General features: G+C 40.0%; 23 protein-coding genes. 9 read left to right on the top strand and 14 right to left on the bottom strand.

What is annotated here, in order from left to right; genetic code table 11:
* Window positions 1–44 precede the first annotated feature (44 nt).
* Window positions 45–2,114 (top strand): SH3 domain-containing protein, encoded by a 2,070-nt coding sequence (locus ACSU6B_RS16745; protein ID WP_410886907.1) that lies wholly within the window; start codon window positions 45–47, stop codon window positions 2,112–2,114.
* A 51-nt stretch (window positions 2,115–2,165) separates the two neighbouring features.
* Here ACSU6B_RS16745 and ACSU6B_RS16740 read toward each other — a convergent pair whose 3' ends face one another.
* The 3 genes from ACSU6B_RS16740 to ACSU6B_RS16730 all read right to left on the bottom strand — a co-directional run bounded on the left by ACSU6B_RS16740 (window position 2,166) and on the right by ACSU6B_RS16730 (window position 5,334).
* Window positions 2,166–4,172 (bottom strand): molybdopterin-dependent oxidoreductase, encoded by a 2,007-nt coding sequence (locus ACSU6B_RS16740; RefSeq protein WP_410886905.1) that lies wholly within the window; start codon window positions 4,170–4,172, stop codon window positions 2,166–2,168.
* An 83-nt stretch (window positions 4,173–4,255) separates the two neighbouring features.
* On the bottom strand, window positions 4,256–4,453 hold the full coding sequence (locus tag ACSU6B_RS16735) for a DUF951 domain-containing protein (RefSeq protein WP_026568062.1): 198 nt from the start codon (window positions 4,451–4,453) through the stop codon (window positions 4,256–4,258).
* Window positions 4,454–4,467: 14 nt separating this feature from the next.
* Window positions 4,468–5,334 carry a mechanosensitive ion channel family protein gene (locus ACSU6B_RS16730; protein ID WP_410886902.1) on the bottom strand — a complete coding sequence of 289 codons (867 nt, stop codon included), beginning with the start codon at window positions 5,332–5,334 and terminating at the stop codon, window positions 4,468–4,470.
* Window positions 5,335–5,494: 160 nt separating this feature from the next.
* Between ACSU6B_RS16730 and yyaC the strand changes: the two genes are divergently transcribed.
* Window positions 5,495–6,115 (top strand): spore protease YyaC, encoded by a 621-nt coding sequence (yyaC, locus tag ACSU6B_RS16725; protein ID WP_410886900.1) that lies wholly within the window; start codon window positions 5,495–5,497, stop codon window positions 6,113–6,115.
* Between the two features lie 45 nt (window positions 6,116–6,160).
* Here yyaC and ACSU6B_RS16720 read toward each other — a convergent pair whose 3' ends face one another.
* The 11 genes from ACSU6B_RS16720 to rpmH form a co-directional block, all read right to left on the bottom strand.
* On the bottom strand, window positions 6,161–6,877 hold the full coding sequence (locus ACSU6B_RS16720) for a DUF554 domain-containing protein (RefSeq protein WP_410886898.1): 717 nt from the start codon (window positions 6,875–6,877) through the stop codon (window positions 6,161–6,163).
* Between the two features lie 87 nt (window positions 6,878–6,964).
* On the bottom strand, window positions 6,965–7,813 hold the full coding sequence (locus ACSU6B_RS16715) for a ParB/RepB/Spo0J family partition protein (protein WP_214997457.1): 849 nt from the start codon (window positions 7,811–7,813) through the stop codon (window positions 6,965–6,967).
* On the bottom strand, window positions 7,806–8,567 hold the full coding sequence (locus ACSU6B_RS16710) for a ParA family protein (protein WP_214997456.1): 762 nt from the start codon (window positions 8,565–8,567) through the stop codon (window positions 7,806–7,808). The genes ACSU6B_RS16715 and ACSU6B_RS16710 overlap by 8 nt, the downstream gene beginning before the upstream one ends.
* Before the next feature lie 306 nt (window positions 8,568–8,873).
* A complete protein-coding gene (noc, locus tag ACSU6B_RS16705) occupies window positions 8,874–9,737 on the bottom strand; it encodes a nucleoid occlusion protein (protein WP_410886895.1) in 864 nt (287 codons plus the stop codon).
* Window positions 9,738–9,885: 148 nt separating this feature from the next.
* Window positions 9,886–10,602, bottom strand: a complete 717-nt coding sequence (gene rsmG / locus ACSU6B_RS16700; RefSeq protein WP_410886893.1) for a 16S rRNA (guanine(527)-N(7))-methyltransferase RsmG — start codon at window positions 10,600–10,602, stop codon at window positions 9,886–9,888.
* Window positions 10,603–10,623: 21 nt separating this feature from the next.
* Window positions 10,624–12,513, bottom strand: a complete 1,890-nt coding sequence (gene mnmG, locus ACSU6B_RS16695; protein WP_410886891.1) for a tRNA uridine-5-carboxymethylaminomethyl(34) synthesis enzyme MnmG — start codon at window positions 12,511–12,513, stop codon at window positions 10,624–10,626.
* A gap of 16 nt (window positions 12,514–12,529) precedes the next feature.
* Window positions 12,530–13,915 (bottom strand): tRNA uridine-5-carboxymethylaminomethyl(34) synthesis GTPase MnmE, encoded by a 1,386-nt coding sequence (mnmE, locus tag ACSU6B_RS16690; RefSeq protein ID WP_410886889.1) that lies wholly within the window; start codon window positions 13,913–13,915, stop codon window positions 12,530–12,532.
* A gap of 295 nt (window positions 13,916–14,210) precedes the next feature.
* Window positions 14,211–14,837 carry an RNA-binding cell elongation regulator Jag/EloR gene (jag, locus tag ACSU6B_RS16685; RefSeq protein WP_410886887.1) on the bottom strand — a complete coding sequence of 209 codons (627 nt, stop codon included), beginning with the start codon at window positions 14,835–14,837 and terminating at the stop codon, window positions 14,211–14,213.
* On the bottom strand, window positions 14,834–15,610 hold the full coding sequence (spoIIIJ, locus tag ACSU6B_RS16680; RefSeq protein ID WP_214997451.1) for a YidC family membrane integrase SpoIIIJ: 777 nt from the start codon (window positions 15,608–15,610) through the stop codon (window positions 14,834–14,836). Before spoIIIJ ends, jag begins: the two co-directional genes overlap by 4 nt.
* A gap of 164 nt (window positions 15,611–15,774) precedes the next feature.
* The gene (gene rnpA / locus ACSU6B_RS16675; protein ID WP_214997450.1) at window positions 15,775–16,116 is read right to left on the bottom strand and encodes a ribonuclease P protein component; all 342 of its coding nucleotides are present in this window, start codon (window positions 16,114–16,116) and stop codon (window positions 15,775–15,777) included.
* Window positions 16,117–16,166: 50 nt separating this feature from the next.
* The gene (rpmH, locus tag ACSU6B_RS16670; protein ID WP_035446353.1) at window positions 16,167–16,301 is read right to left on the bottom strand and encodes a 50S ribosomal protein L34; all 135 of its coding nucleotides are present in this window, start codon (window positions 16,299–16,301) and stop codon (window positions 16,167–16,169) included.
* A 667-nt stretch (window positions 16,302–16,968) separates the two neighbouring features.
* On the opposite strand from rpmH, the gene dnaA reads away from it, so the two are divergent.
* The 7 genes from dnaA (at window position 16,969) to gyrA (ending at window position 25,972) form a co-directional block, all read left to right on the top strand.
* Complete coding sequence (gene dnaA, locus ACSU6B_RS16665; RefSeq protein WP_214997449.1) at window positions 16,969–18,315, top strand: chromosomal replication initiator protein DnaA; 1,347 nt, start codon at window positions 16,969–16,971, stop codon at window positions 18,313–18,315.
* 210 nt (window positions 18,316–18,525) lie between these two features.
* On the top strand, window positions 18,526–19,662 hold the full coding sequence (gene dnaN, locus ACSU6B_RS16660; protein WP_214997448.1) for a DNA polymerase III subunit beta: 1,137 nt from the start codon (window positions 18,526–18,528) through the stop codon (window positions 19,660–19,662).
* A 124-nt stretch (window positions 19,663–19,786) separates the two neighbouring features.
* Window positions 19,787–20,002: a S4 domain-containing protein YaaA gene (yaaA, locus tag ACSU6B_RS16655; RefSeq protein ID WP_098934341.1), complete on the top strand. Its 216-nt coding sequence runs from the start codon at window positions 19,787–19,789 to the stop codon at window positions 20,000–20,002.
* Window positions 20,003–20,048: 46 nt separating this feature from the next.
* A complete protein-coding gene (gene recF / locus ACSU6B_RS16650; protein ID WP_410886884.1) occupies window positions 20,049–21,167 on the top strand; it encodes a DNA replication/repair protein RecF in 1,119 nt (372 codons plus the stop codon).
* Window positions 21,168–21,175: 8 nt separating this feature from the next.
* A complete protein-coding gene (gene remB, locus ACSU6B_RS16645; protein WP_088084890.1) occupies window positions 21,176–21,424 on the top strand; it encodes an extracellular matrix regulator RemB in 249 nt (82 codons plus the stop codon).
* 67 nt (window positions 21,425–21,491) lie between these two features.
* On the top strand, window positions 21,492–23,417 hold the full coding sequence (gene gyrB, locus ACSU6B_RS16640) for a DNA topoisomerase (ATP-hydrolyzing) subunit B (protein WP_410886882.1): 1,926 nt from the start codon (window positions 21,492–21,494) through the stop codon (window positions 23,415–23,417).
* A 26-nt stretch (window positions 23,418–23,443) separates the two neighbouring features.
* The gene (gene gyrA, locus ACSU6B_RS16635) at window positions 23,444–25,972 is read left to right on the top strand and encodes a DNA gyrase subunit A (RefSeq protein WP_410886880.1); all 2,529 of its coding nucleotides are present in this window, start codon (window positions 23,444–23,446) and stop codon (window positions 25,970–25,972) included.
* The last annotated feature ends 184 nt before the right edge of the window (window positions 25,973–26,156 follow it).

Below are 26,156 nucleotides of genomic sequence, written 5' to 3'. Positions count from 1 at the left end.
GTTTTACTAGAATAATAGATTAATAGATATATGGAGGAGGAGTAATGAAAAAAACAAACACACAACAAGTACCTAAAAAGTCAGATGGACCCTGGATTTCAGGAAGTATTGTAAAAAAAGCCTTACTTCCGAGTTTTTGTTTTGCAGTGCTGTCTACCGTTGCTTTTGAGGAAACAATTTTTGCAGAAAAAACAAGTTCTACACAAATCAGTAGTAATAGTGTTCAGACTACCAAGTATGTAAATGTAACCAGTGGCACATTAAATTTGCGGAAAAGTACTTCGATGAGCTCAGCTATCGTCACAACTCTATCAAAAGGGATGGCTGTAACCGTCTATTCTGAAACAAAGGGATGGGCCAAGGTAAGTGTGAACGGTAAAAATGGCTATGTCAGCTCGGGCTTTCTTTCATCCAAAAGTCCGACCAATATCCCCTCATCACCGACGACAACCGCCAAAACTAAATACGTAAATGTAAAAAGTGGCACGTTAAATATGCGGAATGGTACTTCAACAAGTGCATCGATTATTGTAAAACTTGCAAAAGGGAAGGCGGTAATGGTTTATTCTGAAGCGAATGGCTGGGCGAAAATTAAGGTTTATGGAAAAACGGGCTATGTAAGTTCTGCTTTTTTATCTGGTACGAGCCCAAGCAAAAATTCTAATACGAGTACATCAGCCTCTACTCCTGTGAACGAAATACCGGATAAACAAACGACCATAAACAAATATGTAAATATCAACCTAGGCTCCACTCTAAATATGCGCAAAAGTGCCTCATTGAATGCATCCATTTTGATTAAATTAGCTCGCGGGGTGAAAGTCATCGTTCATTCTGAAGCAAAGGGCTGGGCTAAAATAGAAGCATATGGGCAAATGGGATATGTCCAAGCTCACTATTTATTTGAAAAAACTCCCCCTGTCGGATTGGATGCTGCGAACAATAATCATTCGGAACCGAGTAAAGAAACTACGAAGACAAAATATGTGGATGTTATTTATGGTTCCAGCTTAAATATGCGTTCTAGCGCTGCTGGGAGCGCCTCTATCGTAACAAAGTTATCAAGAGGAACCCTTGTCACCATTCTTTCCGAAGGAAATGGTTGGGCTAAAGTAGCGGCCAATGGGAAAACGGGATATGTCAGCACGCAATACTTATCACTAACTCCGCCCTTTAATCCCAATACCACTAGTGGAACCATTGATAAGGTTATTGAAAGCTATGACATTCCCTTATCTGATTTGGTACAAAAGCAGATGGCAGTTAAACCACAAACAGACAAGTCATATGATACGTACATCAGAGCTGATGGCTTAACATTAACTAGTGAAACAAGCGGGACAGTCCATGGATCGGGTTGGAATGTAAGAGGTGGTGCTGGTCCTGCCTATTGGGTAGTCGGCCAAGTGAAGAAGCAGGATACTCTACAAATTCTTGGTAAACTAAAGGGGACAGATGGGTATGATTGGTACCAAGTAAAATTTAATAAAACCTGGGTTAATGCGAGTCCGGAAGATGTTACCTATTATGCGGATCCTAATAATTTCCAAAAGAATTCGGTCGATTCCCTGCAATTTCTTAAACTGTCAGTGACAGCCAATATAAGTGGTAAAGAGGTTAATGAAAGAATTCTGTCTGGAAAAGGTAGTTTGCAAGGATTAGCATCCACCTTTATCAAGGCTGGAAATACATATGGAATAAATGAACTTTACTTAATATCCCATGCTTTATTAGAAACAAATAAAGGTAAATCACAACTGGCTCAAGGCGTCCAAATTAATGGAAAAACTGTTTATAATATGTTCGGAATTGGTGCTTATGATCAAACTGCGGTCACCAGTGGGGCCCAATTTGCTTATAATGCTGGTTGGTTTTCTCCTGAGAAGGCTATTCTCGGCGGTGCTCAATTTATTGCCAACGGATATATTAACGCAGGGCAGGATACCCTCTATAAAATGAGATGGAATCCAGGTTCAACAGTAACAAGCGGTCGTGCAGCACATCATTATGCGTCAGATATCGGCTGGGCTGCCAAGCAAGTCCACCAAATATACAATTTATATAATTTAATAGATTCTTATAAACTAGTACTAGAGATCCCGAAATATAAATAAGTCTAATTATGAGAAAGGGGGCCGCTCGGCAGCCCCCTTTTCTCATATAAATTAATGGACCTTTTCAATATTCACGAGACAATCATATAAGGTGCTCCCGAGGCCATTATCAGATGCACCGCTCGAGGTCAGGTGATTAACAGACCCGCCAAACTGCTTCCAAATTCCTTCATCGATATTAATGGTGTTCGGATGGACAGCCGCTGCTATCGAAATATAGCCCTTTACTTCCCCGCGGTCATTCCAGACCCTTACAAAATCATCTTTTTGCAAACCGAGAACATCAGCAATATTTTGGGCAACTTCAACCTTCACTTTTGGTGCCACTGGGTAAAGGTGGTAGTTCTGCGAGTGATTGGAGCGCATCGGATGAATGGTCAACAGACTGTATGGATATTTTTCAGCAAGCTTCGGATTTTCCCATTTAGACTCTGCAGGTACAGCTAAGGTTAACCGTCCATCGCTGAGTTTACGTGAACCTAACTGTGCCGTGAATTCAAACTTTCCGGATGGTGTTTTAAACTTTCGGTCCTGCCATGGGATGGCGAGAACCGGCAATTCTAATGTATGCTTATCCATTAAAGTTTCTAGAGATGCACCCTTTTCTTCCAATGCTTGAAAGGCCATTCTTAGGAATTGCTGTCTTGTAAAATCAAAATCCTCACCAAAGCCAAGTCTTTTCGCTAATTCAGTCCAGATCCATAAATCCGGTTTGGCTTCACCCGGTGCTTCTACAAGCTTAGGGCCATAATTCACATAATGATGATACATCGAAGAATAATAAATATCCTCTTCCTCAAAGACAGTTGTAGTCGGCAACACATAATCGGCAAGCTGTGCGGTGTCCGTCATAAATTGCTCAATCACTACCAGCGTCGCTACGGAAGAGAAGGCTTTTTCAACCACTTGGGTGTCAGGCACCTGGGTCAAGGGATTTCCACACGTCACTACAATCATCTGAATTTCTGGGTCTATTGCCTTTAACACTTCTTCTGCCTGCTTCATAATTGAAAATTGGCGCTTCTTTTGTTTGCGAGTTGGCAGGGCCAAGTCTTCAAACACGAAGCTCTGCCCAACTTGAAGGTTGGCATAATTGGCGCCGCCGCCTGCAATGCCAATATTCCCACTGCATGCAACAAGGGCATCAATGAAGCGAATCGTATTGCCGCCATTTTTATAGCGTTGTAAGCCAAGCCCCATAAAGGTAGAAGTTGGTTTGTCCGCATAAACATGAGCTAATTTAGTGATCACTTCACAAGGGACTTCCGTCATTTCACTAATTTTTTCGATCGAGATGCTGTTAAGGAGCTGTTCAACCTCATCAAAGCCAGCGGTAAATTGCTCAATAAAGCTGCGGTCTTCTACTCCTAAGCGGACCATTTCTTTGATAATTCCCGCCGCTAATAGTCCGTCCATCCCAGGTTTAATCGATATATAGTCATCGGCAATTTTCGCCGTTGCATTAAAGATAGGGTCAATAACCACTAGTTTCGTGCCACGTTTTTTCGCTTCTAAAAGCTTTTCGTAAAAGTGCATATTTGTCCGGGCGACATTTCGTCCCCAGACAATAATATTTTTACTGTTGTAAAGATCATCTGGTTTGTGGCTGTAAGCATCGCCAAAATCCCACTTTTGTGCTTCAATTCCTGCTCCCCAGCAGAGCGAGCCGTAAAGCTCGGTCACACCGCCATAGCAATTAAAGAAACGCTGGTCGAGGTTTTTCAATAAGCCATTATTCGCGTAGTCATGGCTGTGTAAAACCGCGGTAGAACCGTACTGTTCTTTTATTTGTTTTAATTTATCAGCAATCTCATTGAGTGCCTGTTCCCAGGAAATTTGCACAAATTGACCGTTTATCTTTTTTAATGGATGCAACAACCGTTGCGAGGAGTTTGTCCTTGTTTCGAGCATCCGTCCCCGACCGCAAATTTTCCCTTGTGTGATTGGATGGGAGGGATCTCCTTCTACTTTAGTGACCCGGTCATTTTCGACTGTTACATTAAAACCGCAGCTATCCCAGCAATTTAACGGACATGCTGCCTGATGTATTTGTGCCAATTTCCTCACCCCCTATGTGCAAAATTCTATTTCTACTTTTCTAATAAGAATAATATAATTTGGCAAAAAAAAGAAGCATAAGACTACTCCTCATGCTTCACCAAAATTTTCTTCATTTTCCTTGAAAATTCTCTCCTTGGTATGAGGACACTGTGACCACAGCCCTCACATTTGATCCGAACGTCCATCCCCATGCGGATCACCTTCCAACGATTTGTTCCACAAGGATGCTGTTTCTTCATCTCGACAACATCATTTAAGGCAAATTCTTTTTCTTCCATTGCAAAATCTCCCCTTATTTAGGTTGTTCAGACCCATACATGACCACTCTTGGATTTGGAGCTTTAATGCCATTCTCGTCTAATTGAAGTTTGATATCCCTGCGAATATTTCGAGAAACGGCCGCTTGCTTCATTGGCTGTGTTTCTGCGACAACCCGTAATACAACCTCGGTTGCACCCATTGTTTGAATCCCTAATAGCTCAGGGGCTTTAACTAACTCTTCATATTGGGCAGGCATAAACTGAATGGTATCCTCAATTACCTTTTCCGCCTTCGCTATGTCCTCACCATAGGCGATGGCAATATCAACAACGGCGATACTATTATTTATAGAGAAATTGGTTACTTCGATGATACTGCCATTTGGTAAAATATGCAGTTCCCCGGTCCAGCTTTTAATTTTTGTGGTTCTTAGTCCTATAGTTTCGACATTACCTTCATATTGTCCTATGCGAACATGATCACCGACTGAAAATTGATCCTCAAAAATAATAAAAAAGCCAGAAATAATATCCTTCACTAAACTTTGTGCACCAAAACCGACGGCTAAACCAACAACCCCAGCCCCAGCAATCAGTGCTTTTACATCAATTCCTAACACAGAAAGGATCATCATAAAGGCGATAAAATAAACCACATAAGAAAGGACATTATCCAGGAGCCTTGAGAGCGTTTCTTCACGCCGATCTGATGTATTAAGCGGAGAGAGGTTTCTAATTTTAAAAATGTTATGAATCATCAATTTTCCAATTCGAATCAAGATATTGGTAATGATTAAAATCACAAGGATTTTTAGAAGGGCTTCCCCCATATTCAACCATGTATCTTCATTTTGAAATTTATCGATTAATTTTTGCATTCCCTTTTGTGTGAGACTCATTCAGACACCATCCTCTAATAACTTCATATTCCACATCTATTTTAGCAATTATTCTGCGCAGTTAATAGCATAATGAATTTTCCTTTTTCTCCCCAGTCCATGTATAGATTTACTGAAAATTTCGTATACTAATAAGACTTAAGGGTGAGGGAGTGACTTAATGAATCTGAAGACCAGTTTTTTTGACAGGAGGGCTAAGATGCGAATCAGCCACGATGATTTGCATGCGGCTGAAAATCTAGCCGAAGAGTTACTTGCTATGATTCCCAGTCTGACAAACCGCTCAATTGTCTTTGTATGTATTGGTACCGACCGCTCCACAGGGGATTCATTAGGACCACTTGTTGGGACACTGCTGGAAGAAAAGGGCATGAGGTCGTTTTATGTGTACGGAACATTAGATGAACCGATTCATGCCGTCAATCTTTCTGAAAAACTAAAGGAAATCCATGCAAAACATGATGACCCCTATATTATTGGGATTGATGCTTGTTTGGGCAGGACTAAAAATGTCGGAGTCATTCAATTAGGAAATGGTCCTGTCAAACCAGGAGCCGGAGTAAACAAAGAACTTCCAGAGGTCGGAGATATACATATCACCGGCATCGTCAATGTCAGCGGGTTTATGGAGTTTTTTGTTTTACAAAACACCCGCTTAAATCTTGTCATGAGAATGGCAAAAACGATTGCCAATGGGATCCATCAAGCAAGCCTGTTATACCCTAAACAAACCTGGACGGAATTAAACTTAAATTGGCTCGAAGAAGAGAAAACAAATTAAAAGAGCAAACGGTGTTATATCCGATTGCTCTTTTATTTCCATTGATTATAAATAGTGATGATAATTATAAAGAATGGTTACGATCAGTCCCGTTACGACAATGCCAGGCAGCAGATTGGCAACTTTAATTTTCACCATTCCGGTTAAATTTAGGCCAATCGCCAAAATCATGATCCCACCCGTGGCCGTCATTTCAACAATAAACTGATCCATTAATGCTTGGGGAACAAACCGGTCAATCTGGGTTGCAAACAGGGCTATCAACCCTTCATAAAGGACAACCGGAATCGCAGAAAAAATAACGCCTATCCCTAAAGTTGTCGTTAAGATTAACGCAGTAAATCCATCGATCAATGATTTAGTGTACAAAACAGCATGATCACCGCGGATGCCGCTATCAAGTGCACCAATAATCGCCATCGCCCCAATCACGAAGATGAGTGTAGCAGTGACAAACCCTTCTGAGATACTCCCTTTTCCATTGTTAGAGCCGACTTTCTGCTCAAGCCATATACCTAAGTCATTTAATTTATCCTCTAATTTGAGAGCCTCGCCGGCTACAGCTCCAACCACCAAACTAATAATAACAATGAGAAAGTTTTCACTCTTCAAGCCCATTTGCAGCCCTAAAACCATGACGGACAACCCGATGGCATACATGACTGTAACCTTCATTCCTTCTGGGATACGATTTAACAACTTCCCAAGAAGCGTTCCAATGACTATTAACAGCCCATTTACAAGTGTTCCTAATAAAAACATCCTATTTCACCTTTTTCTTCGACCTTCGAAATATATACCTAATAAACTATCATATTTACCCAAAAAAATAAACCATCGAAAGGATGGTTATAAGGATTCATTTTGATCAAGCATTTCCAGAATTCGTTCAAGATCATCTTGTGAGAAAAATTCAATTTCAATTTTTCCTTTATTTTTATTCTGCTTAATGTTTACAGTGGTTCCAAACCGTTCACGAAGGGTGTGTTCACGTTCCTGGATAAACACATCCTTCTTCTGTTCTGGCTTTTTTGTTTCACGTGAAACATTTTCATTTAAGTGCTGAATCAGTTTTTCTAACTGACGGACACTGAGCGCTTCCTTGATGATCTTTTCCACCAATGCAGGAACTTTTGCCTTTTCCCTGAGTCCTAACAAGGCACGGCCATGTCCCATTGATATCTTAGCAGTGGATATTAACTCTTGAATGTTCGGAGGGAGGGAAAGCAGACGAACATGGTTCGCTACATGCGGCCGGCTTTTGCCTAATCGCTTCGCTACCTCTTCTTGGGTTAGCTTTAACTTTTCCATTAATGTTTGATACGCTAAACCCTCTTCGATGGGATTTAAATCTTCTCGCTGTAGATTTTCAAGAACGGCCAATTCCATCATTTGCTGCTCTGAAAGGTCGCGGACAACAGCTGGGACTGTTTCAAGCTTTGCTTCCCTTGCAGCCCGAAAACGCCTTTCACCGACAACAATTTCATACCCTCTAAGGCTTTTTCTAACGACGATTGGCTGTAAGATTCCATGTTCTAAAATAGAATCTTTTAATTCATCAATTGCCTCTTGTTGGAAGTTTTTCCGCGGCTGGTAAGGGTTGGGACGCAGTTCCTTAAGCTTGATTTCTTGAACTGTTTCTTCCTTGCCAACATCCGTAAAAATTGCGTTTAATCCCTTTCCTAAACCTTTAGCCATTTGAGACCACTTCCTTCGCTAAATCTAAATACACCTCAGCACCACGGGATTTCGAATCATAAGTAATGATTGGTTCCCCATGGCTTGGTGCTTCACTTAGGCGGACATTTCTTGGAATAATGGTTTTATACACTTTATCTTGAAAATACTTTTTTACTTCTTCAATTACTTGAAGGCCGAGATTGGTTCGAGCATCAAGCATCGTTAATAATACGCCTTCAATTTTCAAATCCTGGTTCAAATGCTTTTGAACAAGTCTGACTGTACTTAATAATTGGCTTAAGCCTTCTAACGCATAGTACTCACATTGAACAGGAATTAAGACAGCATCAGAGGCCGTTAACGCATTGATCGTCAATAAGCCTAACGATGGCGGACAGTCGATAATAATATAATCAAATTGTTCTTTGACTTCTCCAAGTGCACGTTTCAGACGAACTTCTCTTGAAATAGTCGGAACCAATTCAATTTCTGCCCCAGCCAGCTGAATTGTTGCTGGTATCACATACAAATTTTCCACCGATGTTTGTTTAATAACATCCTTTGCTTCTACATCATCTACTAAAACATCATATATACATTGGTCAACTTCTGCCTTTTCAATACCAATCCCGCTTGTTGCGTTTCCCTGCGGGTCCGTGTCGACTAGCAGGACACGTTTCCCAATATATGCTAAGCAGGCCCCTAGGTTGACAGAGGTAGTCGTTTTACCGACTCCGCCTTTTTGATTCGCGATTGCAAGAACTTTGCCCACGATGTCACCTACCCTTTTATTCTCTCAAAGTTTTATTCTATGTTTCTATTAAATTCTATTAAAATACTAGTCATTTGGCTAATCTAAACTGAATTTATGATAGGAAAATTCCATTCCTTTATTTTAGCATGAAACAGAAAGGTTGTTGGATTTTTTCTGAAAATATTCCAAACTTCCAATTCGTTGATGTTCTTAATTTAGCGGTCAAGGGATGTATTTCATCAAACATTATAATAAAAAATTAAGTCAAAAAAAGAACCAAACATTTGTATATGTCTGGTTCTGGTATCTATTATTCTATTGATCTTACTTTTTCTTTGGTATGCGAATCGTAAATTGGTAGAATTCATCAAATTCTTCTTCTTCAGCATCGAGGTTAATCCCGCTGTCCGTTACCATTGTTAATGATTGACGAATGGTATTTACGGCGATTCTCATATCTTTACTGAAAGCCTTCCGTTTCGGCTTTGGCTTTTCGCTTTTTTGTTCAAGCAGTTTGACCACACGTTCCTCTGTCTGCTTGACATTAAAATTCTTATCAATAATTTCAGCCAATAGCACCACTTGTTTTTCTGGATCCTTGAGAGGGATCAGTGCACGAGCGTGGCGCTCTGTAATAATTTTATTTAACAATGCCTCTTGAATGGGCTGCGGTAATTTAAGAAGACGAAGCTTGTTAGCAACGGTTGACTGCCCTTTCCCAAGGCGTTGTGCTAATGCTTCTTGGGTTAAATTGTGCAATTCCAGCAATTTACCATACGCCATCGCTTCTTCAATCGGCGACAGCTCTTCCCGTTGTAAATTCTCAATTAAAGCAACAGAGGCCGTTTCAGTATCTGATAAATTTTTTATAATGGCTGGTGCTTCGGTCCAACCGAGCTTTTTCATCGCACGAAAACGGCGTTCCCCAGCAATAATTTCATATTGGTCAATGGCAAACTCTCTAACGACAATCGGTTGAATGATCCCATGAATGTGAATAGTTCGCGCTAATTCTTCAATTTTCTCTTCATCAAAAACCGTACGAGGCTGAAATCGGTTTGCAACAATATGGTCAATTGGAATCTTTTTTATTTCCTCGTTTTTTTCTGCTATTAGCTCTTTTTCAAGCGCAACCTCTTGTTCTCCCTTATCGCCGAGGCCAAAAAAGCGTGTAAACGATTGCTTCATCCCCAACACCACCTTTACGAAACTCCCTATTACTTATTCTCTGAATACAGACATTCTTCCTGCCTAGAATAACATGTTTATTGAAAAATTGTTAGCACTCCAAATCCGTTTTTATTACAATACACCACGCAAAGGAAGCGTGCTTTTCTTATTCAATCGGTGTCTTTCCCGGTGTCCCGGGCTTGCGCGGGTATTTCTTTGGCGTTTGTTTTTCCTTCTTAATGATTAAAATATTCCGCTCGCTTTCTTCCATTGGCAGTGTAAAGGTGTGCATATCTTCCAACCTTCCGCCAAGAGTGGTAATTGCCTTTTGACCCATCTCTAATTCATCTTTCGCATGGGCAGCCTTCATGGCAATAAAGTGTCCGCCTACTTTAACAAGCGGCAGGCAAAGTTCACTCAACACAGACATTCTTGCCACGGCCCTTGCCGTTACGACTTCAAAATTTTCGCGGAAATTTGGATTTACTCCAAAGGTTTCGGCGCGATCATGAATAAAATGAACATTTTCCAATTTTAATTCCTTCGCGAGATGATTTAAAAACGAAATGCGCTTGTTTAGCGAATCAACAATCGTCACTTCAATATGTGGGAAAACAATTTTTAGCGGAATACTAGGGAACCCCGCCCCCGCCCCCACATCACAAAGATGGAAAGGCTTTGTAAAATCAAAATAGAATGAAGCCGTAATCGAATCATAAAAATGCTTTAGATACACTTCAGCTTTATCGGTAATGGCGGTTAAATTCATTTTTTCATTCCACTCGACCAATGTCTCAAAGTACATTTCAAATTGGCCGAGCTGTTCACTCGAAAGGGAGATCCCTTTTTCCCTTAGGTTTGCTGCAAATTGTTCAATGATCATTCAATAATCTTCCTCACATAATTATTCATTTGAAACTCTAGCTATTTTGCCTTGTTCTAGGTACACAAGCAGAATCGAAACATCCGCTGGATTCACCCCTGAAATCCGGGATGCCTGAGCAATTGATAGCGGTTTGACTAGTTTTAGCTTCTGTCTGGCTTCTGTCGCAAGGCCTGACACCTTGTCATAATCAATATTCTCAGGAATTTTCTTATCTTCCATTTTCTTTAAGCGGTCAACCTGTTGTAGTGACTTGGTAATATAGCCCTCATATTTTAACTGGATTTCAACCTGTTCCTTCACATCTTCATCAAGGCTGACATCACTAGGAAAAATGGTTTCAAGCAGTTCATAGTTCATCTCTGGTCTTTTTAATAAATCAGAAGCGCGGATTCCATCCTTTAATTCACTGCCGCCAATGCTTCGAATCAGCTCTTGAACCTCAGCAGTCGGTTTTAAGAACGTTGACTCTAAACGCTGCTTTTCAGCCTCAATTGCGTCTTTCTTTGCTAAAAATCGTGCGTATCGGTCGTCACGAATCAGTCCAATTTGATGGCCTATTTCAGTTAAGCGCAAATCAGCATTATCATGTCGTAACAGTAGGCGATACTCTGCTCTTGACGTTAACAATCGGTAGGGCTCATTTGTACCTTTAGTGATCAAATCATCTATTAAAACTCCAATATACGCATCGGAACGACTTAAAATTAACTGGTCACGGCCAATCGCTTTTAGTCCTGCATTGATACCAGCCATGATTCCTTGTCCTGCTGCTTCTTCATAGCCGGATGTTCCATTAATTTGACCCGCTGTATACAGTCCTTCAACCACTTTAGTTTCCAGGGTTGGCCATAACTGTGTTGGCACAATCGCATCGTATTCAATCGCATATCCAGCTCTCATCATTTGCACATTTTCAAGTCCTGGAACGGTTTTAAGAATTTCCTGCTGTACATCTTCCGGTAAGCTCGTGGATAGACCCTGTACATAGACTTCCTTTGTGTGTCTTCCTTCAGGCTCAAGGAAAATCTGATGGCGCGGCTTATCATTAAAGCGGACAACCTTATCTTCAATCGATGGACAATACCTTGGTCCTGTTCCTTTAATCATTCCGGAATACATTGGAGAACGATGTAGATTGGCATCAATTAACTGATGGGTGCGTTCATTTGTATAGGTCAACCAGCATGGCAGTTGGTCCGTAATATATTTCGTTGTTTCATAGGAAAAAGATCGTGGAACTTCGTCGCCAGGCTGGATTTCTGTTTTACTATAATCAATCGTATTGCTATTAACACGCGGCGGGGTTCCAGTCTTAAAACGGACAAGTTCGAAACCAAGCTCCTCTAAATGTTCAGACAGCTTAATCGATGGCTGCTGATTATTTGGACCACTTGAATATTTCAACTCACCAAGAATAATTTCCCCACGCAAATAGGTTCCGGTTGTAATGACGACTGTTTTTGAGCGGTAGACCGCCCCTGTCTTTGTGATAACCCCTTTAGAAACTCCATCCTCAACAATCAGTTCCTCGACCATACCCTGCAGTAAGGTTAGATTAGGTTCTTCTTCTAGTGTTTTTTTCATTTCATGCTGGTAAGCAAATTTATCAGCCTGCGCTCTTAACGCGCGGACAGCTGGACCTTTACCCGTGTTCAGCATTCTCATTTGGATATAGGTTTTATCAATATTTCGACCCATTTCCCCGCCCAGAGCATCTATTTCACGAACGACGATCCCCTTAGCTGGTCCGCCAACGGATGGGTTACATGGCATAAAGGCAACCATATCAAGATTGATGGTAATCATTAATGTTTTGGCGCCAAGTCTCGCAGCCGCAAGGCCCGCTTCACAGCCGGCATGGCCTGCTCCAACGACAATGACGTCATAATTTCCTGCTTCGTATTGCATGTTGTCACTCCTCTTTCTATTTCCCTAAGCAAAACTGTGAAAAAAGTTGGTCAATCAGGCTTTCGTGGACACTCTCACCGATGATTTCGCCAAGTAATTCCCACGTTCTTGTTAAATCTATTTGAACAATATCAATAGGAGTACCCATTTCGACCCCATCAATTGCTTCCTCGATTGTCTTTAAACTTTGGTGCAATAGTGCAATATGACGACTGTTTGAAACATAGGTCATATCGCCAGCATCAATCGAGCCTGCAAAGAATAACGAAGCAATCGCTTCCTCTAACTCATCGACGCCACGGTCCTCAAGGAGTGAAGTAGTGACAATCTTATGCTCTTTTGCTAACTCATTCACTTTCTCCAGGTCAATTTGCTGCGGCAAATCCGTTTTATTGACGATAACGATAACATCCATCCCTTTGACCACTTCAAAAAGCTGCTCATCTTCCATGCTTAACTTGTCAGCGTAATTTAAAACAAGCAAAATCAAATCCGCGTCTTGTAAAACTTGACGGGAACGCTCCACTCCAATTCGTTCGACAATATCCTCAGTTTCCCTAATTCCCGCCGTGTCCAACAGTCGCAATGGGACACCGCGAACATTCACGTATTCTTCAATTACATCCCTTGTGGTTCCAGGAATATCTGTCACAATCGCCTTGTTTTCGTGAACTAGACTGTTTAATAACGAGGATTTTCCTACATTCGGACGGCCAACAATCGCAGTAGACAGACCTTCTCGTAAAATTTTCCCCTGTTCCGACGTTTGCAATAGCTTTTTGATCTCTTCCCGAACAAAATGGGCCTTCTCTGCTAACATCTTATGAGTCATTTCTTCGACATCGTCATATTCTGGATAATCTATATTCACTTCCACATGGGCAAGGATTTCTAAAATCTCCTGCCGTAGTCGTCGAATTAATTTCGACAGGCGCCCTTCCATTTGTCCCAAGGCCACGTTCATCGCGCGGTCCGTTTTTGCCCTGATTAAATCCATTACCGCTTCCGCTTGGGATAAATCGATCCGTCCATTTAAAAACGCCCTTTTTGTAAACTCTCCCGGTTCCGCGAGTCTCGCTCCATTCGTTAACACCTGCTGAAGAACTCTATTCACAGAAACAATCCCGCCATGGCAGTTTATTTCAACAACATCCTCTTTTGTAAAAGTTTTTGGCCCTTTCATGACAGACACCATAACTTCTTCAACCACTTGCCCCGTATTAGGGTCTATCAAGTGTCCATAGTGGATCGTATGGGTTGCTGCTTCAGTCAGCCTTTTCCCACCGATACTCCTAAATAGCTTGTCTGCTATCGGGAATGCTTCATCCCCACTCAAACGCACAATCGCAATCGCCCCCTCGCCCATCGGAGTCGATATTGCCGCAATCGTATCATATTCCATTTCCTTCACCTCACATTAAAAAATCGGTTCATCTATATAAAAAAGATTTTTTCTCCAAAACAATAGAATACCACATCATTTTCTGTGGAAAAAGTAAACCCTCTTCCAAATAATTAATCCACAGTTCACTTCTATCTCATTATTATTTTAACTTATCCACATGTGAATAACAATAAAACGAAAAATGTGAAAAAATTCAATGTTATCAACAGGCTCACTTTTTTTAAATTCGACAAAAAAAGACACCCTATTATTCAATAGGATGCCTTTGTAATTTTGTTTTTAAGTTAAATTCTTATCTTTTTGATGCTGGAGTAATCACAATAAAGCGATGTGGCTCCGATCCATCAGAGAGTGTTTTGACGCGTTTATTATCAGATAATGCAGCATGAATCACTTTTCGCTCATAGGAAGGCATCGGCTCTAAGGTTACATCTTTTCCTGACTTAATCACCTTTTGGGCGAGACGATGTGCTAATTGAATAAGCGTTTCATTTCTTCTTTTTCGGTAATCCTCCGCGTCCAAGATCACAGTTAAATACTGATTCGAAAAACGATTTAGCACTAATTGCGTCAAATATTGAAGCGAATTTAATGTTTGACCTCTTTTGCCAATCAATAACGCAATCTTTTCACCAGTCATAATAAAATGAACATGTTTACCCTCGCGTTTGATCTCTATTTCTGCGGGCGCTCCCATCTGTTCACTTACTTGAGTTAGAAATTTCTTTGCTTCTTCAATGGGATCAATGATGACGGTTACCTTCACAATAGCGGGACGTGAACCAAAAATACCGAAAATCCCTTTTTTCCCTTGATCAATAATGTCAATATCTGTGCGGTCTTTGCTGGTTTGTAATTGAGCTAAAGCTGATTTTACTGCTTCTTCGACAGTTTGTCCTGTAGCAGTTACCTGTTTCACTTTTTTGCTCCTCCCGCATTACCGGATGCTTTTGCCATTTTCAAATCCGGTCCTTTAATAAAATAGGTCTGCACAATCATAAAAATATTTCCTACTACCCAGTACAACGAAAGCGCGGCAGGGAAACTAAAAGCAAAAACAACAATCATGATTGGCATCATCCAAAGCATCATCGCCATTTGTGGATTCTGAGCTTGTCCAGCCATCATAATTTTTTGCTGAATAAACGTGGTTATACCCGCCACTATCGGCAAAATATAGTAAGGATCTTTATCACCAAGGTCAAACCATAAGAAATTATCGTTGGCAATTTCCCTTGTTCGTGAGATGGCATGGTAAAAACCAATTAAGATTGGCATTTGTACGATTAATGGAAAACAGCCAGCCATTGGATTTACACCATGTTTTGAAAAAAGTGCCATGGTTTCCTGTTGCAGCTTTTGCTGTGTTTTTTGATCTTTAGAACTATATTTCTTTTTAAGTTCGGCCATTTCTGGCTGCAATGCCTGCATCGCTTTTGAACTTCTTGTCTGTTTGATCATTAGCGGCAAAATCGCAAGGCGGATCAGGATGGTTACGACAATAATCGATAACCCAAAACTGCCTCCGAGAATATGCGCCCCTTCTTTGATCAACCAGGATAAAGGATAGACAATGTACTCATTCCAAAAGCCTGAACTCTCCGATGTGATTGGCTTCTTAATTTCACTGCATCCTGTCAGGAACATAAATACAGAAAGTAAACCAATACCTAGTAATATTCGCTTTTTCAACCAAATTTTCCTCCTTACAATAAAGATAATGAGCAATCTAGAATCAAATCTATGTACAATTTATTTTGGATGATTTCAAAGGTATTTTATCATTTCGGCAAAGGAATTGTCTTCAATATGATGCAAATATTCAACGAATTCCTTTGCAAATTATATCCTTAAAGTCACTTTTTCAAAACCTTTCCAACCTTAAGTACATGGGTCAAACTTTTTTTCACCTCAAAAAAATCCATTTCAGCTGCAGGTTTCCTGGCAATAATCACATAATCATTCCCTGGTGTTAGCTGTTCGTTCAGTTCAAAAATGGATTGTCTTACATACCTTTTAATTCTGTTCCTTGTTACTGCATTTCCAATCTTCTTACTCACTGACAGCCCAATGCGAAAATAGTCTTGTCCCTCTTTTTTTAATGAATAGATGACAAACTGCCTATTTGCAAATGAGTGGCCCTTTTGAAATGCCGCTTGAAATTCTTTATTTTTTTTAATACGCAGCTCTTTTTTCATAAAAACACCTTCAGTCGGATTAGAAAAAAGACCACTGACTTTGCAGTGGTCTATGCTGATAATACTTTTCTTCCCTTTAGACGACGACGAGCTAGAACCTTACGGCCATTAGCTGAGCTCATACGACTACGGAAGCCATGAACTTTACTGTGTTTACGGCTATTTGGTTGATATGTTCTTTTCATTATATGACACCTCCCTGAGGAATAGCTATCAAGTTTAAATGACAGTCTTACTTATTATAAAGACCTCACCATAAAATTGTCAACTACTCTTCACTATTGTTTCCATTTCCAAATTTTATTGAACATGAATTTGCTAATTTCCAGAAATTCTATACCTATAAGTAATGATCTGAACCATAAAAGCGGAATTGTTAATTTTAACTCCAAAAATTCATCCAGCCCTTTCCCCAGGAAGGTACGAATATCCTGTGGATAAATTTTCGACATTTTTTTCACATTCTACACAAGATATTGACAGGTTTTGCACAAAACATCTACTTGTGGACAATTACTGTGCACATATTGTTACAGTTGTGGATAAACTGCGAAAAGGCATTGCATATCAAGCAATTATTTGATATCATATTTGTGTTTTCACTCTGAATAACTTTATCCACAAGAATACGTTATCCACAAATTGTGGATATCATGTGGATAGTTTATCCGAGGGTACTGCAGAAAGTTGTCCACAAGAGGTGGATATTGTCGAAACTCCATTTTACTTCCTTATTATTTATTATCCACATTCACTATTTCGTATATTTATAAATTAATAGGTTGTACTGACGGTATAATTAAGAAAAGCGCGTTATTCTATAAAAAAAAAACAACAAAGGAGGGATATTATTTGGAGAATATTGCGGATCTTTGGCATGCTGTATTAGGCAATATAGAAAAAAAAATAAGCAAACCAAGCTTTGATACCTGGCTTAAGTCCACCAAGGCCCATTCCCTACAAGGCGATTTGCTAATCATCACTGCTCCCAATGAGTTTGCTCGTGATTGGCTGGAAGAACGTTATTCGCAGCTAATCTCTGGGATCCTCTATGAAATTACCGGAGAAGAGCTTTCTGTTAAGTTTATCATTCCGCAAAATCAAAACGAGGGAGAAAGTGATGTCCTGCTGCCACCAAAAAAGGTAAAAAAGGACGATGACCATGGGGAATTTCCTCAGGGTATTTTAAATCAGAAATACACTTTTGATACGTTTGTTATTGGCTCAGGCAACCGTTTTGCCCACGCTGCATCACTGGCAGTTGCCGAAGCACCAGCCAAAGCATACAATCCCCTCTTTATTTATGGAGGAGTTGGATTAGGAAAAACGCACTTAATGCATGCGATTGGCCATTATGTCTTAGATCATAACCCTGCAGCAAAAGTGGTTTATTTATCATCAGAAAAATTTACAAATGAATTTATTAACTCGATTCGTGATAATAAAGCAGAGAGTTTCCGCAATAAATATCGAAATGTCGATATTTTACTTATAGATGATATTCAATTTTTAGCTGGAAAAGAATCAACACAAGAAGAATTTTTTCATACCTTCAATGCTCTTCATGAGGAAAGCAAACAAATTATTATCTCCAGCGACCGGCCGCCTAGAGAAATTCCAACGTTAGAGGACCGGCTCAGGTCACGGTTTGAATGGGGATTGATTACAGATATTACACCGCCCGATTTGGAAACAAGAATTGCCATTCTTCGCAAAAAGGCTAGAGCTGAAGGATTAGATATACCTAACGAGGTAATGCTTTATATCGCCAATCAAATTGATACAAACATCCGGGAGCTAGAAGGAGCACTGATCCGAGTGGTCGCCTATTCTTCCTTAATCAATAAAGATATTAATGCTAATTTAGCAGCAGAGGCATTAAAAGATATTATTCCAAGTTCAAAGCCTAAAGTAATAACCATTCTGGATATTCAGAAGACTGTCGGGGAACTCTTTAGTATAAAACTCGAGGACTTTAAGGCAAAAAAGCGGACAAAGTCGCTTGCCTTTCCTAGACAAATTGCGATGTACCTATCACGGGAATTAACCGATTATTCTTTGCCAAAAATAGGAGAAGAATTTGGGGGCCGCGATCATACGACTGTCATACATGCTCATGAGAAAATTTCCAAACTTCTTCAGACCGATGCCCAGCTGCAAAGGCAAATGAAAGAACTGCATGAACTATTAAAAGTTTAGGCAGTTATTGGTGTTTTTTTCTTTCAAATATGTGAATAACTTCTTTGCATTTACACACAGTCTGTCCACATGTGGATAGGCTGTGTTTCCGTTGAAATAATTCAGTTATCCACATATCAACAGGCCCTACTAGTACTTCTACTCTTTTTTTAAAAAAATATATTATGTTATTGCTATAAAAAATATGCTTAAAACGGAGGATTACATGCGATGAAATTTATTATCCAAAGAGATCGGTTAGTTCAGAGTGTTCAAGACGTTATGAAGGCTGTCACTACAAGAACAACAATCCCTATCTTAACCGGAATTAAAATCACAGCTACTTCAGAGGGTGTTACCCTAACAGGAAGTGATTCCGATATTTCCATTGAATCTTTTATTCCAAAAGAGGATGCCGGTGATGAAATTATTGAATTGAGACAAGCAGGAGCCATCGTTCTCCAAGCAAAAGTATTTAGTGAAATTGTCAAAAAGCTCCCGACTGATTCGGTTGAAATTGAAGTCTTAGGCTCTCTTCAAACTGTCATTCGTTCTGGAAAATCTGAATTTAACTTGATTGGCCTGGATGCTGAAGAGTATCCTCACCTTCCACAGATCGAAGAAAATAATAAATTTCATATTGCAACAGATCTTTTAAAAGCGATGATTCGCCAAACTCATTTTGCAGTGTCCACCTCAGAAACACGCCCCATCTTGACAGGTGTAAACTGGAAGGTTGAAAACGGGGAACTAAACTGTATTGCAACAGATAGCCACCGTCTCGCGCTTCGAAAGGCGAAGATCGAAATAGCGAACAATGAAAATTATAATGTGGTCATTCCAGGGAAAAGCTTGAATGAGTTGAGTAAAATTATTGATGACAGCCATGACTTAATTGATATTGTTATTACCGAGAATCAAATATTATTTAAAGCGAAGCACTTATTATTTTTCTCAAGATTGTTAGAAGGAAATTATCCGGATACCTCTCGTTTAATTCCCAATGAAAGTAAAACGGATGTGACGGTAAATACAAAGGAATTTTTACATGCGATTGATCGGGCCTCCTTATTAGCAAGAGAAGGAAGAAACAATGTTGTCAAATTTTCGATAATTGAAGGCGGAATTATTGAAATTTCTTCAAACACTCCTGAGGTTGGGAAGGTAGTAGAGGAAATTCAAAGCGAAGCCATCGAGGGTGAAGAATTAAAGATTTCTTTTAGTGCTAAATATATGATGGATGCATTAAAGGCACTTGAAGGAACAGATGTAAAGGTAAGCTTTACTGGAGCCATGCGCCCGTTCGTCATTCGCCCGCTTCATGATGAAACGATTTTGCAGCTAATATTACCCGTTCGAACATACTAAATTTAAAGAGCCTAAATCCATATGCCACCACACATTGGTGGCTTTCTTTTAGTTTCCTTTGTATCTCTGTGAAATATTTAGTAAAATAAAGTATTGAGACCATTTTAGAAACGAGGGTGACGATTTGCCTGAAAAAATTAAGATCGATACTGAATTTATTACGCTGGGTCAATTTCTTAAATTGGCTGAAGTAATACAATCAGGCGGCATGGCAAAATGGTTTTTAAGTGAACATGATATATTGATTAATGGCGAACAAGATCAAAGAAGAGGAAGAAAGCTGCGCACCGGTGACAAAATCCAAATTGCTGGTTTTGGGGAGTTTGTAATTACCGAGTAATTATCAAAATAATTACCGAGTAGCAAGGCTAAAGGATGTCGTTTGCATGTATATCGAAAAATTAGCGCTAACAAATTATCGAAACTACGAAGAATTGTTCGTAGAATTTGAAAATAAAGTAAATGTCATCCTGGGTGAAAACGCCCAAGGTAAAACAAACGTCATGGAATCTATTTATGTCTTGGCCATGGCGAAGTCGCACCGGACCTCCAATGATAAAGAACTTATTCGCTGGGACCAAGAGTATGCTAAAATAGAGGGTAGGGTTCAAAAACAACACAGCTCATTGCCGCTGCAATTACTTATTTCTAAAAAGGGCAAAAAAGCAAAATGCAATCATATTGAGCAGCAAAAATTAAGTCAATATGTAGGCAATATGAATGTGGTTATGTTTGCTCCTGAGGACCTTAACTTAGTGAAAGGCAGCCCGCAGGTCCGAAGGCGATTTATTGATATGGAAATTGGACAGGTATCGCCCATTTATTTACATGATATGAGTCAATATCAAAAAATTCTCCAGCAGCGTAATCATTTTTTGAAAATGTTACAGATCAGAAAACAGACCGATCAGACCATGCTTGAGATATTAACGGAACAATTTATCCAGATGGCTGTGAAAATTGTGGCGAAAAGGTTTGAATTCCTGCGCTTACTTCAGAATTGGGCAAAACCGATTCATCAAGGGATTTCAAGAGGCTTGGAAACGCTCGAAATTACCTATAAACCGTCAGTAGAGGTATTAGAAGATCAAAATTTGTCGAAGATGATAGCATGCTTTGAAGAAAAATTCAGCAAGGTTAGAACAAGGGAAATTGAGCGAGGTACTACGCTTTTCGGTCCCCATCGTGATGATCTGCTTTTTTATGTGAACGGTAGAGACGTTCAAACATTTGGATCACAAGGTCAGCAGCGTACCACAGCACTTTCAGTAAAGCTTGCTGAAATTGAATTGATTTCTGCTGAAATTGGTGAATATCCCATTTTACTGCTAGATGATGTTTTATCGGAATTAGATGACTATCGGCAGTCTCACTTGCTTAATACCATCCAAGGAAGGGTTCAAACCTTCGTGACTACCACAAGTGTCGAAGGAATTGACCATCAAACATTAAGGGAAGCTTCCACATTTATTGTTGAAGCTGGTGCCATAAAGAAAATTCATTGAGGTGAACCATGTATATCCATATCGGGGAAGATATTAATATTAGGGCAAGAGATATTATTTCTATCTTGGATAAAGAGAGTGCAAACAACTCGCCGCTTGTAGAGGAGTTCATCAGTCAACGTAAAGAAAAGGTAATCAATCTATCGAAAAACCCCTTTAAATCAGTCATTATTACATATGACAATGTATACTTATCCCCGATTTCTTCAGGAACTTTAAAGAAACGATCAACTCAAATGAATATACATGAATTTTGATATTTATTATTTATTTTTTAATTAACGATATAGATATACTTTTGTCAGAAGGTGCAGGTGAACAAGCATGACTTTGGAACAAAAAGCAGTAGAAGAAGCATATGGTGCGGATCAGATACAGGTTCTTGAAGGACTTGAAGCTGTTCGAAAAAGACCCGGTATGTATATTGGTTCAACAAGTGGTAAAGGTCTTCATCATCTTGTTTGGGAAATTGTTGATAACAGTATTGACGAGGCGCTGGCTGGTTTCTGTGATGAAATCAATGTCATTATTGAAGAAGACAACAGCATCACGGTAAAGGATAATGGCCGTGGAATCCCAGTCGGAATTCAGGAAAAAATGGGTAGGCCAGCGGTTGAAGTCATTATGACTGTGCTTCACGCCGGCGGTAAATTCGGCGGCGGCGGATATAAGGTATCCGGAGGGCTGCATGGTGTAGGTGCGTCAGTAGTTAATGCCCTCTCCACGGAACTTGAAGTATATGTACACAGAGATGGTCAAATTTACTCAATCAAATTTGAACGCGGCGCGGTAGTTCAAGAATTAGAAGTCATTGGAACGACTGATATCACGGGTACAGTTACGCACTTTAAACCAGATGGTGAGATTTTTACAGAAACATTAGTATATGAATATGACATTCTAGCCACTAGACTTCGTGAACTTGCTTTCCTTAACAGGGGAATAAAAATCACGATTGAAGATAAGCGTGTTGAAAATAAACGCAATGAATACTACTACGAAGGCGGAATTAAATCGTATGTTGAGCATTTAAACCGCACAAAAGAAGTGGTTCATGAAGAACCGATTTACATGGAAGGAGAGCGTGACGGCATTAGTGTTGAAGTCGCACTCCAATATAACGAGGGGTATACAGATAACATTTACTCTTTCGCAAATAATATCCACACCTATGAAGGTGGAACGCATGAATCCGGTTTTAAGACTGCGTTAACAAGGGTTATAAATGATTACGCACGGAAAAATGGCTTAATCAAAGAGAATGATACCAATCTTTCTGGGGAAGATGTTCGTGAAGGTATCACGGCGATCGTCTCGATTAAACATCCTGATCCCCAATTTGAAGGACAAACAAAGACTAAATTAGGGAATTCTGAAGTGAGAACGATCACTGATACCGTTTTTGCAAGTACCTTTGATAAGTTCATGTTGGAAAATCCATCAGTTGCTAAAAAAATTGTCGAAAAAGGCTTAATGGCAGCACGTGCAAGGCTTGCTGCAAAGAAAGCTAGGGAATTAACACGCCGAAAAAGTGCTTTAGAGGTTTCTAGTTTACCTGGGAAATTGGCTGACTGTTCTTCGAAGGATCCGGCTGAAAGTGAAATGTATATCGTAGAGGGTGATTCCGCTGGTGGATCGGCAAAGCAAGGTCGTGATCGCCATTTCCAAGCGATACTGCCACTTCGAGGGAAAATTCTTAATGTAGAAAAAGCCCGTCTCGATAGAATCCTTTCTAACAATGAAGTTAGGGCGATGATTACGGCGATTGGAACAGGCATTGGTGAAGATTTTGATATTGCTAAAGCCCGTTATCATAAAATTGTCATTATGACCGATGCTGATGTGGATGGTGCCCATATTCGGACACTTCTCTTAACCTTCTTTTACCGTTTTATGAGAAAAATCTTAGAAGCCGGTTATATTTATATTGCCCAGCCGCCGCTTTATAAGGTTCAACAAGGTAAACGAATTGAGTACGCCTATAATGATAAAGAACTTGAACGGATATTTGCCATGCTTCCAGCTGCTCCAAAACCGAATATCCAACGGTATAAAGGTTTAGGTGAGATGAATCCTGAACAATTATGGGAAACAACAATGGATCCTGAAAATAGAAGTATGCTGCAGGTAAGTCTTGAAGATGCGATCGAAGCAGACGAAACCTTTGATATGTTAATGGGTGAAAAAGTAGAACCACGTCGTAATTTCATTGAAGCGAATGCTCAATACGTGAAGAATTTAGATATATAAAGAAAAGGTGAAAGGAGGAAATAAGTATGGCTGAAACCCCAAATTCTCATGTTACAGAGATTAATATTAGTAAAGAAATGAAAGCTTCCTTTCTTGACTATGCGATGAGCGTTATCGTTTCACGTGCCCTTCCAGATGTTCGGGATGGGTTGAAACCAGTTCATCGCCGGATTCTATATGCTATGCATGATCTTGGTATGCATTCAGATAAACCATATAAAAAGTCTGCCCGTATCGTTGGGGATGTTATCGGTAAGTATCACCCGCATGGTGACTCTGCCGTTTATGAAACAATGGTTCGGATGGCACAGGACTTCAACTATCGGTATATGCTTGTAGATGGACATGGAAACTTCGGTTCTGTCGATGGTGACTCAGCAGCAGCAATGCGTTATACAGAATCAAGAATGTCTAAAATCTCGATGGAATTATTAAAAGATATAAACAAAGATACCATTGATTATCAAGACAACTATGATGGCGAAGAAAGAGAGCCTGTTGTATTACCGGCCAGGTTCCCTAACCTTTTAGTCAATGGGTCGACCGGGATTGCCGTTGGTATGGCGACCAATATCCCTCCGCATCAGCTTGGCGAAGTGATTGATGCTGTGTTAGCGCTTAGTCGTGACCCTGAAATTTCGACGCAGGAGCTTATGGAAATTATCCCAGGTCCAGATTTCCCAACAGGTGGAATCATCTTAGGCCGGAGCGGTATTCGTAAAGCGTATGAAACGGGCAGAGGATCAATAACAGTTCGTGCAAAAGTAGTAATCGAACAAAAGGCAAATGGTAAAGAAGTTATCATTGTTAATGAATTACCATACCAAGTGAACAAAGCGAGATTGGTTGAAAAAATCGCTGAATTAGCCCGCGATAAAAAAATTGAAGGCATTACCGACCTAAGAGATGAATCCGATCGTAAAGGAATGCGGATTGTTATTGAGGTTCGTAAAGATGCGAATGCCAACGTCCTTTTAAATAATTTATATAAACATACAGCACTTCAAACCAGCTTTGGAATTAACACCTTAGCCCTAGTTAATGGACATCCAAAGGTGTTGACTCTTAAGCAATGCCTAGTGCATTACTTAGATCATCAAGTAGTAGTCATTCGTAGAAGGACTGAGTTTGAATTACGTAAAGCGGAAGCACGTGCCCACATCTTAGATGGTTTAAGAATTGCTTTGGATCATCTTGATGAAGTTATTAGTTTAATCCGCAGCTCACAAACGACAGACATCGCTCGTGAAGGCTTAATGACAACCTTTAATCTTTCTGAAAAGCAAGCTCAGGCCATTCTGGATATGCGTCTGCAGCGTTTAACTGGCTTGGAAAGAGAAAAGATTGAAGAAGAATATCAAAACCTTGTGAAGCTAATCGCTGAATTAAAGGCAATTTTAGCGGATGAGGAAAAGGTTTTTGAAATTATCCGCGAAGAAATGACTGAAATCAAAGAGCGTTTTAATGATAAGCGCCGGACAGAAATCGTAACTGGCGGAATTGAAAATATTGAGGATGAAGATCTAATTCCTCGTGAGAATATCGTCATTTCTTTAACCCATAACGGTTATGTTAAACGTCTCCCTGTTTCCACCTATCGTGCCCAAAGACGAGGCGGACGGGGAATCCAAGGAATGGGTACAAACGAGGATGACTTTGTTGAACACTTGATCACCACTTCAACACATGATACGATTCTTTTCTTTACAAATAAAGGTAAGGTATACCGTTCTAAAGGCTATGAAATCCCTGAATACAGCCGAACAGCGAAAGGGATACCAATTATCAATCTCCTTGGTGTCGAAAAGGGTGAATGGGTCAATGCAATCATTCCTGTTGAGGAATTTGTAGATGATTGGTTCTTATTCTTTACGACCAAAGAAGGGATTTCAAAACGGTCTCCGTTAACATCGTTTGCACATATCCGCAACAACGGCCTTATTGCTCTAAGTTTGCGTGAAGGGGATGAACTAATCTCTGCCCGCTTAACTGATGGCACAAAGCATATGATTATCGGTACGAAGAAGGGTATGCTGATTCGTTTCCCGGAAACGGATGTTCGATCAATGGGACGAACAGCCACTGGCGTGAAAGGCATTACGCTCGATAGTGACGATGAAGTTGTCGGAATGGAAGTATTAGAGGAAACGAATGATGTGTTAATTGTAACGAAAAATGGTTATGGTAAACGTACCAAAGCGGAAGAATACCGGATCCAAGGCAGAGGCGGTAAAGGGATTAAAACCTGCCACGTTACAGAAAAAAATGGCGACCTTGTTTCGATGCGTGCGGTAACAGGTGAAGAGGACCTGATGCTTATTACCACAGGTGGTGTCCTCATCCGAATGGATGTTGGCAGTATTTCTAAAATGGGACGTAATACTCAAGGTGTAAAGCTCATTAGTATGAAGGAAAGCGAAGATGAATTTGTTGCCACTGTGGCAAAAGTAGAGAAAGAAGAAGAGGAAGAAAACCTTGAAAATAATCCTAATGAAGCTGAAGGAGACTCTCCTGAAGAAAATCATGAGGTTGAAACAAACGAGGATGTAGAATAAAAAAGTAGAGGGGGCACACAATAAATGTGCTCCTTTTCTTATGTGCATGAATTATAAAATAGAGATGTAATAGTAAGAAAGAGTTATTATATTGTTCATAGTAAAAAAGATAGAAAAACTGTTGACTTTAATTTCATCAGATGGTATATTAATTAAGTCGCTTACGGGCGATAGTGAAATTGTC

Source organism: Neobacillus sp. C211 (genome assembly GCF_051842875.1).
Classification (GTDB): domain Bacteria; phylum Bacillota; class Bacilli; order Bacillales; family Cytobacillaceae; genus Neobacillus.
Note: the sequence above shows the minus strand (reverse complement) of the source record. Positions and strands in the feature narration are given on the sequence as shown.